We start from the raw sequence: 263 nt of genomic DNA on the forward strand, positions 1-263 counted from the left end.
GGATCAGTTTGCGCCGGGCGGCGCGCCGCCGCGACGGGGCAAGCGGTGCCCCACCGCCTCTCGCCAGCACCAGGCCGACGACGATGGCCGGCGTTTCCATCAGGGCCATTACCGCCACCATGCTGCCGCTATAGCCAAGCCCGGACATCAACACGAATTGGCTGCCGGCCACGAACGTGACGACGCTGATCGAGCCGTAGTGCGCGGCCACGGCCGCCGCATCGGTCCGGCCAAGGCCGGTGGCGAGGCGCATCAGGGTGAAG

The 263-nt window shown here is 70.3% G+C and carries 1 protein-coding gene; it reads right to left on the reverse strand.

Going from position 1 to position 263, the window contains the following annotated elements; genetic code table 11:
• Positions 1-263, reverse strand: a 263-nt coding sequence (locus R0J92_RS23830) for a sodium-dependent bicarbonate transport family permease (RefSeq protein WP_411053496.1), incomplete at both ends; no start/stop codon positions are given.

The organism is Tritonibacter sp. SIMBA_163, from assembly GCF_046535935.1.
GTDB classification, from domain to species: Bacteria; Pseudomonadota; Alphaproteobacteria; order Rhodobacterales; family Rhodobacteraceae; genus Epibacterium; species Epibacterium scottomollicae.